Source organism: Bradyrhizobium sp. INPA03-11B, from assembly GCF_040446015.1.
GTDB classification, from domain to species: Bacteria; Pseudomonadota; Alphaproteobacteria; order Rhizobiales; family Xanthobacteraceae; genus Bradyrhizobium; species Bradyrhizobium macuxiense_A.
In genome coordinates this window covers 1-8233 of record NZ_JASGSR010000206.1, presented here as the reverse complement: position 1 = coordinate 8233, position 8233 = coordinate 1, and the positions used below count along the sequence as shown (strand labels likewise).

The 8233-nt window shown below is 65.4% G+C and carries 6 protein-coding genes; 2 read left to right on the top strand and 4 right to left on the bottom strand.

Annotation, left to right across the window (positions count from 1 at the left end; translation table 11 throughout):
* Positions 1-195 precede the first annotated feature (195 nt).
* The 4 genes from QMZ05_RS39495 to QMZ05_RS39480 form a co-directional block, all read right to left on the bottom strand.
* On the bottom strand, positions 196-1410 hold the full coding sequence (locus QMZ05_RS39495) for an amidohydrolase family protein (RefSeq protein WP_353705672.1): 1215 nt from the start codon (positions 1408-1410) through the stop codon (positions 196-198).
* Between the two features lie 124 nt (positions 1411-1534).
* Entirely contained in the window at positions 1535-2821 is a 1287-nt protein-coding gene (locus QMZ05_RS39490) for an RluA family pseudouridine synthase (RefSeq protein WP_353705671.1), read from the bottom strand.
* A gap of 336 nt (positions 2822-3157) precedes the next feature.
* The gene (locus QMZ05_RS39485) at positions 3158-4492 is read right to left on the bottom strand and encodes a replication-associated recombination protein A (protein WP_353705670.1); all 1335 of its coding nucleotides are present in this window, start codon (positions 4490-4492) and stop codon (positions 3158-3160) included.
* Complete coding sequence (locus QMZ05_RS39480) at positions 4489-5901, bottom strand: DegQ family serine endoprotease (protein WP_353705669.1); 1413 nt, start codon at positions 5899-5901, stop codon at positions 4489-4491. Before QMZ05_RS39480 ends, QMZ05_RS39485 begins: the two co-directional genes overlap by 4 nt.
* Positions 5902-6192: 291 nt before the next feature.
* Here QMZ05_RS39480 and QMZ05_RS39475 point away from each other — a divergent pair, with 291 nt between their 5' ends.
* Both QMZ05_RS39475 and QMZ05_RS39470 read left to right on the top strand, forming a co-directional pair.
* Positions 6193-7806 (top strand): OprO/OprP family phosphate-selective porin, encoded by a 1614-nt coding sequence (locus QMZ05_RS39475; protein ID WP_353705668.1) that lies wholly within the window; start codon positions 6193-6195, stop codon positions 7804-7806.
* Between the two features lie 125 nt (positions 7807-7931).
* On the top strand, positions 7932-8233 hold a 302-nt coding region (locus tag QMZ05_RS39470), incomplete at its 3' end, for a hypothetical protein (protein ID WP_353705667.1).

Sequence of the window (8233 nt, the reverse complement as noted above, 5' to 3'; positions counted from 1 at the left end):
ATTGTAGATCGAACCACCGGGCCCGAGGATTTGCCTTTGCGCAAAGGCGCTCGGCGCGCCGATGACCCAAAGCAAGGTGCAGGCAACAATCAAGGATCGTTTCATGGCCTATATCTCGTGACGGCGCGGCACTGGTTCAAGTGATTGCCGGATGCGTCAACGCCGCCCTTGATATCCGAGTTCCCCCGCCGGCGTTCACGGCTTCTGATAGATCACGTGACCTGCGCGGATGGTGCTGCTCACTTTCGCGAGATTGGCGACATCGCTGAGCGGATCGCCGTCGAGCACCACGAGATCGGCGTCGAAGCCCTGCTCGACCTTGCCTTTCTTCGCGGCCTTGAAGTACCGCGCCGGATTGGTCGTCAGCGAGGCCAGCACCTCGCGTTCCGACAATGCGCGGTGCATCAGCTGATACTCCTGCGTGGTTTCGTACAGCTTGGTGAAGCCGACATCGGTGCCGAACAGCACCGGCCCGCCGTTCTCCGAAAATTGCTTGAGCTGGTTGACGGTCGCAGCCAGCAGCCGGTTTGTCACGGCTGGATCCAGGACAACGGTCGTGAACAGCGACAGCGTCGGGATCAGTGCAATGCCCTGCGCCTTGAACCGCGCCAGCTGCTCCGGCGCATAGCCGGCTTCGCTCGGGTCGGTGTGCGCCATGATGTCGACGCCGGCCGTGATCACCGTCTCGACGCCGGTCTTGTTCTGCGGATGGGCAAACACCGGCTTTCCCTGCGCATGCGCCACGTCGACCGCGGCCCTGGCGATCGCCGGGTCCATGTTCACGACCGGCTTGTTGCCCTTGAAGACACCGGTGAACAGCTTCACGCCATCGAGATTTAGGTCCATGTAGCTGCGCGCCAGTTGCGTCGCCTCGTCCGGCGTGGACGCCTCGGGCAGCTGCATGTCAGCGGGCAGATAGGCCGGATGGCCGTCCTTCGGGAAGATGCTGCCGGCGAGGAAGATGTTGGGGCCGGCGACCTCACCCGCGGCGATGCGCTTGCGCAGCGGCAGTATGTTCCGCGGATCGGAGCCAAGATCCCACACCGTCGTGAAGCCCCAGCGCGTCAGCATCTCCTGCATGTGCTGCGTCAGCGGCGCGGCCGGCGTCTCGCCGGCGTTGTGCCAGACATGCTCGGTGAAATGCACATGGCTGTTCCAGAACCCGGCAACCACGGTCTTGCCGCTGCAATCGATGACGCGCGCGTCCGCGGGCTCCTTGACGTCGCCGGACTTGCCGACCGCGCTGATGACGCCGTCCGAAATCACGATCACAGCATCAGGCAGCGCAGCCGCGTCGGCCGACGTGTAGAGCGTGCCGCCGCGGAGCACCATGGTCTCGGCATGCGCCGCCACCGAGGCAACGGCTGAGCCGATGAGAAAGAGCGCGACGCGTAGCCAGGTCCCGGTCATGGACAGCCTCTTTGATGATGGCATGCCGGCAATCACCGGCGCGCGGCAACATAGAGGCTGTGCGCGGCGCGGTTTGATCGTTCTTGCTGTCTGCGACGGATATTGCGGGGCGGCGCCCGGCCCGTCACTCCTCGGGCGCGTTCTCGATCGGATCGAACCGGTCGGCCTCGAGCCCGAGCAGATTCCAGGATTGCAGCATGTGCGGCGGCAGCGGCGCACTGACATCGATCACGCCGCCGCGCGGGTGCGGAATCACGATGCGGCGGGCCAGCAGATGCAGCCGGTTCTGCAAGCCGCCCGGCAGCTGCCAGTTCTCCTTGTTGAAATATTTGGGATCGCCGACGATCGCGTGATCGATATGCGCCATGTGGGCGCGCAATTGATGAGTGCGGCCGGTCACCGGCTTGAGCGAGACCCAGGCGAGCTTGGTCGCCGAAGCCTCGACCACGGCGTAATAGGTCACCGCGTGGCTTGCGCCCTCGTCACCATGCTCGGCGATCCGCATGATGCTGTCCTCCTCGCTCTCCTCCTTGGCAAGGTAGGTCGAGATCCGGCCCTGCTTCGGCTTCGGCACGCCGGCGACCAGCGCCCAGTAGATCTTGCGCGCAGAGCGATGACGGAACGCGCCGGTGAGGAACGATGCGGCGAAACGCGTCTTGGCGATCAGCAGGCAGCCGGAGGTCTCCCGGTCGATACGATGCACCAGGCGCGGCTTCTGCCCCTTGGCGTCGCGCATCACCTCCAGCATCTGGTCGACATGGCGCGTCATGCCGGAGCCGCCCTGCACGGCGAGACCGGCGGGCTTGTTCAGCACCAGCACGTCGTCGTCCTCGTACAAGGTCATGTCCTTCAGCGCCTGCAGCGTCTTCGCCTCGGCCTCCGAGAGCGTGCCTGAAGTCTTCGGCGTGTCGAGCCGCAGCGGCGGAATCCGCACGCTCTGGCCCTCCTCCAGCCGGTCCTTGGAATCGGCGCGCTTGCCGTTGACCCTGAGCTCGCCCTTCCGGACGATGCGCTGGATATGGGAGAACGACAGGCCGGGAAACCGCGCCTCGAGGAAGCGGTCGACGCGCATGCCGTTCTCGTCGGCGCTGACGACCACGGTCTGCACCTTGGTCGGCAATGGCTGCTCGTTGACAGGCTTCGCGGCGGCGGGCTCGGGCCGGTCGCGGCGTGGCTCGGCGAAGCGCGGCGGCTTGGCGGCCGCACGGTGCGCGAACGGACGATCGCTGGTCTTGCGCTCGCCCGACTTGCGCACGCCGGCCTTGCGGTCGTCCGGCTTGCGGCTGTGTTGCGTCGATCCGCTCTTGCCGCGTTCCTTGCCACGATCGCCGTCACGGCTCTTGTCGCGTCCCTTGGCGCGCTCTTTGGCGCGATCGCCCGGCGATGTGGTTCTCTTGATGCGGCGGCTCATGGTGGTGTTTCGGCTCCAGACCTGCATTGTGCCTAGCGCAAATGCCGCGAATCGTCACGGCGAAATCGGTGTGAATCCGGCGCGACATCGGCCGCGTTCGCAGCGGGCGCCGCCAAAATATCGAAAACAACCCCATGCAAAGGAGCCGGCGGCCGGCGTTCGACCAACCAACTTGACACGTCGGGCAACTCAGAGGTATTCTTCTAATATTCAGAAATTGTGCAGGTGCCCCTCAGCGGCAAGGCTGTTGCATATGGCATTTGCGGGCTCCTGCAACTGAGGCTTCCACGTCGCAGACAGAACCGCGCGCTATTCGCGGCCGCAGCCTAATCACATCTAGCTCCCGCCCCGCTCCTTGCGCAGCCGCGCCCAGTAATCCAGCCGCTTGCGGATCTCGCGCTCGAAGCCGCGGTCGGGCGGATCGTAGAAGGTCTGACGGCCCAGCGCCTCCGGGAAGTAGTCCTGGCCGGAGAACGCGTCGGGCTGATCGTGATCGTACTGATAGCCGGAGCCATAGCCCTCCGACTTCATCAGCTTGGTCGGCGAATTCAGGATGTGCTTCGGCGGCAGCAGCGAGCCGCCCTGTTTTGCGGTCTGCATCGCAGCGCCGAACGCGGTGTACACCGCGTTCGATTTCGGCGCGGTGGCGAGATAGACCACGGCCTGCGCGATCGCGAGCTCACCCTCGGGCGAGCCCAGGAAATCATAGGCATCCTTGGCGGCGTTGCAGACCGCCAGCGCCTGCGGATCGGCCAGGCCGATGTCCTCGACCGCCATCCGCACCACGCGCCGCGCCAGGAACAGCGGATCCTCGCCGGCATCGAACATCCGCGCGAGATAATACAGCGCCGCATCCGGATCGGAGCCGCGCACCGATTTGTGCAATGCTGAGATCAGGTTGTAATGGCCGTCGGCCGACTTGTCGTAGATCGGCGCACGGCGCTGCAGGATGGCCTGCAACTGCTCGGCGTTGAACACCTCGCCCTTGCGCGCGGCGCGCCAGACCTCCTCGGCCAATGTCAGCGAGGCGCGGCCGTCACCATCGGCCATCCGCACCAGCACGGCGCGCGCTTCGGCATCGAGCGGCAAGGCCTTGCCCTCGATCTTCTCGGCATTGGCAAACAGCCGTTCGATCGCAGCTGTATCGAGCGAGTGAAACACCAGCACGCGGGCGCGCGACAGAAGCGCCGCGTTGAGCTCGAAGGACGGGTTCTCGGTCGTGGCGCCGACCAGCACCACCGTGCCGTCCTCCATCACCGGCAGGAAGGAATCCTGCTGCGCGCGGTTGAACCTGTGCACCTCGTCGACGAACAGCAGCGTGCCCTTGCCGGTCTCGCGGCGGGCGCGCGCGGCATCGAATGCCTTCTTCAGGTCGGCGACGCCGGAGAACACCGCGGAGATCTGCTCGAAATGCAGCTCGGTGGCGTCGGCCAGCAGCCGCGCCACCGTGGTCTTGCCGGTGCCGGGCGGGCCCCAAAACACCAGCGAGCCCAGCGTGCGCGTCTCCAGCATGCGGGTCAGCGCGCCGTCGGGGCCGAGGATGTGATCCTGGCCGACAACGTCGGCCAGCGTGCGCGGGCGCAGCCGGTCCGGCAGCGGGTGTGGCGCGTCCTGCTCCATCCCCGCCGCGGCGAACAGGTTGCTGGCCTCGCGCGGTTGTTTCGGGCTCATCCGCCGAGCGTCACGTTGATCTGCTGGCCGCCGCGCACCAGCGTGATACGCCAGATCCGCGAGCCCGCCTTCGATACCTTGTCGAGATCACCGGTTCGCACGATCTTCTCGTTGTTGACCGCCAGGATGATGTCGCCCTTCTGGAAGCCAACATTGGCGGCGGTGCCGTCATCGGCGAGCTCGGTCACCACCACGCCCTCCGCGCCGGCGTCGAGATGCAGCTCATCGGCCAGCGCCGGCGAGATGTTGGCGACCCTCGCGCCCTGGAACGGCGAGCGCGCGGTCAGCACGATCTCCTCGCGGTTGGTGTCCGGCGCGGTCTCCAGCGGCACGGTCAGCTTCACCGGCTTGCCGGCGCGCTGCACCTCGATCTCGGCGTTGCCGCCGAGCGGACGGGTCGCGAAGCGGTAGTCGAACGCGTTGGGATCGTCGATCGGCGTGCCGTCGATGCCGACGATCAGGTCGGACAGCTTCAGCCCGGCCTTCGCCGCGGGGCTGTTCGGAGCGACGTTGGCGACCAGCGCGCCGCTCGGCAACTTCAGCCCCAGCGTCTCCGCGATCTCGGGCGTGACCGCCTGCAGCCGCGCGCCGAGCCATGGCCGCTTCACGGCCTTGCCGCCGCTCTTGGCGGAGGCCACCACCACCCGCACCATGTTGGCGGGGATCGCAAAGCCGATGCCCTGCGAGCCGCCGGAGCGCGAGAAGATCGCGGTGTTGATACCGGCGAGCCGTCCGGTCATGTCGACCAGCGCGCCGCCCGAATTGCCGGGATTGATCGCGGCGTCGGTCTGAATGAAGAATTGATAATCCGTGATCCCGACTTGAGTACGCGCCAGGGCCGAGATGATGCCATGCGTCACGGTCTGGCCGACGCCGAACGGGTTGCCGATCGCGAGCACCACGTCGCCGACCTGCAGCTGATCGGAATTGGCGAAGTCGAGCGTCGCGAACTTCTCCTTGTTGGTGCCCTTCAGGCGCAACACCGCGAGGTCGGTGCGGCTGTCCTTCAGTACGATCTCCGCCTCGAATTCACGCTTGTCGGAGAGCGAGACCTTCACCTGGTCGGCGCCCTCGATCACGTGATTGTTTGTCACCACGAGGCCCGAGCCGTCGACCATCACGCCGGAGCCGAGCGAGCGCTGCATCTGCTCGGGCTGCTGCCCGGGCACGCCGAAGAAGCGGCGGAAGATCGGGTCGTCCAGGAACGGATTGCGGTTCTGCACCGTCTTGGCGGCATAGACATTCACCACCGCCGGCTGCACCCGCTGCACGATCGGCGCATAGGACAGCTGGAGCTCAGCCTGCGACGACGGCACGCGACGATCCTGGGCCGCGGCCGGGGACGGATTCCCTATGAAAGCCAAGGTGCACAGAGCGGATATAGCAGCGAAGCGGACGGGTTGGAGCATTCTCACCTCTCGTGGAAACGCCGGAATATAGGCGTGTTCGCCGGGCAAATGAAGGGCGCCGGCGCGGATAACTGGCCCCCCGCCGGACCGGTGCAAAACCCCTGGCCGCCGCGTTGTAGCGCACCGCCAAGCTTCTATGATGGCTGTCATCTCACTGCGCCGCTCCGCTTGTTGCCCGCGGACAACAAGCGGAACTGCGATGCTAGGCGGCGCTGTCGTGCGTCAGTCACGTTCGACTCCTAGGACCGTTCAGTGAGTGAGTGGGGACTTCAAACACAACAGGGGTGCACAATGGGTGCGACAAAAGTTGGTGCAATCGCCATCGGGCTTGCAGGGGCGCTTGCCGCCTCACCGGCCTATGCGCAATCGGCCGGAGGCGGCAGCGACGCGGAGATCGCGCTGCTGAAGCAGCAGCTGAAGATGCTCGAGCAGAAGCTCGACAAGCTGCAGAAGCAGACCAATGCCAACACCGCGACCGCAGCCAATGCAAACGCCAATGCGAAGGCGGCGGATGCCAAGGCAACTGATGCGAAGGCCGCGCGCGTCGCAAGCGCCAATGCCGCGATCCCGGTGAAGGGCCCGGTCGCACCGTCCGGCGTCGTGGTGACGATGCCGAACAACCGGCCGACGATCTGCACCGCCGACGAACAGAACTGCGTCGCGATCACGAGCCGCGTGCACTGGGATGTCGGCGGCTACGACTATCGTCCGAACACCGCGAACACCTCGCCGCAGAAGCTCGACAGCGGCGAGAACCTGCGCCGTGCCCGCATCGGCATCGTCGGCAAGTTCTTCGGCGACTGGAATTACGCGCTGATCTACGATTTCGGCGGCTCGGCCGACGGCTTCGGTGGCGCGGCACCGGGCTCGCTGCCCGGCGGCGGCACCTCCGGCGTCGAGAATGCCTATCTGAGCTACACCGGCTTCAAGCCATTCGGCGGCAAGATGGCGATCGAAGGCGGCATCATGGACATCCCGTGGACGCTCGACGAATCGACCAGCTCCAACGACATCCTGTTCATGGAGCGCGCCTCGGTCGGCATCATCGCGCAGAACATCGCCGCCGGTGACTTCCGTTCGGGGGCCGGCACGCGCTGGTGGAACGACCAGCTGTGGATCGGCGGCTATGTCACCGGACCGACAACAGGCGCGATCCACTCCGCGTCCTCGGTCACGCCGGCCGGAACGTCCGAGCAGTATGGCGGCGTGGTCCGCGTCGCCGGCAATCCGATCAGCGGCAAGAACTACTCGGTGCATATCGGCGCCGACGCGGAATGGCTGGTGCAGCCGCCGCGCAACCAGCTGACGCAGGCGCAGACGCTGACGCTGAGCGACCGGCCCGAGCTGCGCATCGATCCGACGACGCTGATCTCGACCGGTGCGATCGCCAACGTCTCTGGCGCGCAGGTCTACGGCGTCGAAGCGGCGGCGACCTACGGGCCGTTCATCGCGCAGGGCGAATACTATTGGTTCAATGTCGACCGCTCCGCGAATACCGGGCTGCCGCCGTTCGGCGCGCCGAGCCTGAAATTCGACGGCGGCTACGCGCAGGTCGGCTACGTGCTGACCGGCGAGAACCACGCCTACAACCCGGCAACGGCCTCCTATGGCGGTATCAAGCCGCACGATCCGTTCTCGCTCGCCGGCGGCGGCATTGGCGCCTGGGAAATCGCGGGCCGCGTCAGCACGATGAACCTCAACGATCAGGTCGGCCAGGCGGTCGGCGTCGCGGGTGGACGGCAGACCGTCTACACCGCCGCGCTGAACTGGTACGTCAACAACAACGTCCGCTTCATGCTGAACTATCTGCACGGCGACATCGCCAAGCAGGCTTCGGCGACTTCGGCTGCCGATGTCGGCTCGAAGTTCGACGCGGTCGCGCTGCGCACGCAAGTTGCGTTCTGAGGCGATCCGATCTGTCGTCGACGAATAGACGGCCGGTGGCGATACCGCTCCCGGCCGTCCCATATTGCAGGTAGAATCCTAATGTGATGATATTGCCTCAAGATTGACCCGCCAAAAGCGCTACCATGAATTTAAGCTTGGAATTGCAAGCGCTGGACGAGCGCATAGCCAAGCAGACAGAATATCTCGACTTGTGGCGTCAGCCGAAGGAGCCCCTGCTCTTCGAAACCCTGCGGGCGATAGACTTGGTCTATTGCCAAGATCTATTCCCGGAAAGTGAAAGCTCGTCCATTTATTCCCAGAACGAATCCCACTACCGCTGGTTCCAAGGGTGGGGTGTCAACAAAGCATTAGGTGGTGTGGACTCTAAGGATTCCCTTTTGAGAGCAAATCAGATTCAAGGCTTCTTTTGGGAGGCAGTCTTGGG

What these genes read in the sequence shown, in the direction of transcription:
- QMZ05_RS39485 (WP_353705670.1), bottom strand. Translation starts at nt 4,492, where the DNA reads ATGAGCCCGAAACAACCGCGCGAGGCCAGCAACCTGTTCGCCGCGGCG.
- QMZ05_RS39495 (WP_353705672.1), bottom strand. Translation starts at nt 1,410, where the DNA reads ATGACCGGGACCTGGCTACGCGTCGCGCTCTTTCTCATCGGCTCAGCC.
- QMZ05_RS39475 (WP_353705668.1), top strand. Translation starts at nt 6,193, where the DNA reads ATGGGTGCGACAAAAGTTGGTGCAATCGCCATCGGGCTTGCAGGGGCG.
- QMZ05_RS39480 (WP_353705669.1), bottom strand. Translation starts at nt 5,901, where the DNA reads ATGCTCCAACCCGTCCGCTTCGCTGCTATATCCGCTCTGTGCACCTTG.
- QMZ05_RS39490 (WP_353705671.1), bottom strand. Translation starts at nt 2,821, where the DNA reads ATGAGCCGCCGCATCAAGAGAACCACATCGCCGGGCGATCGCGCCAAA.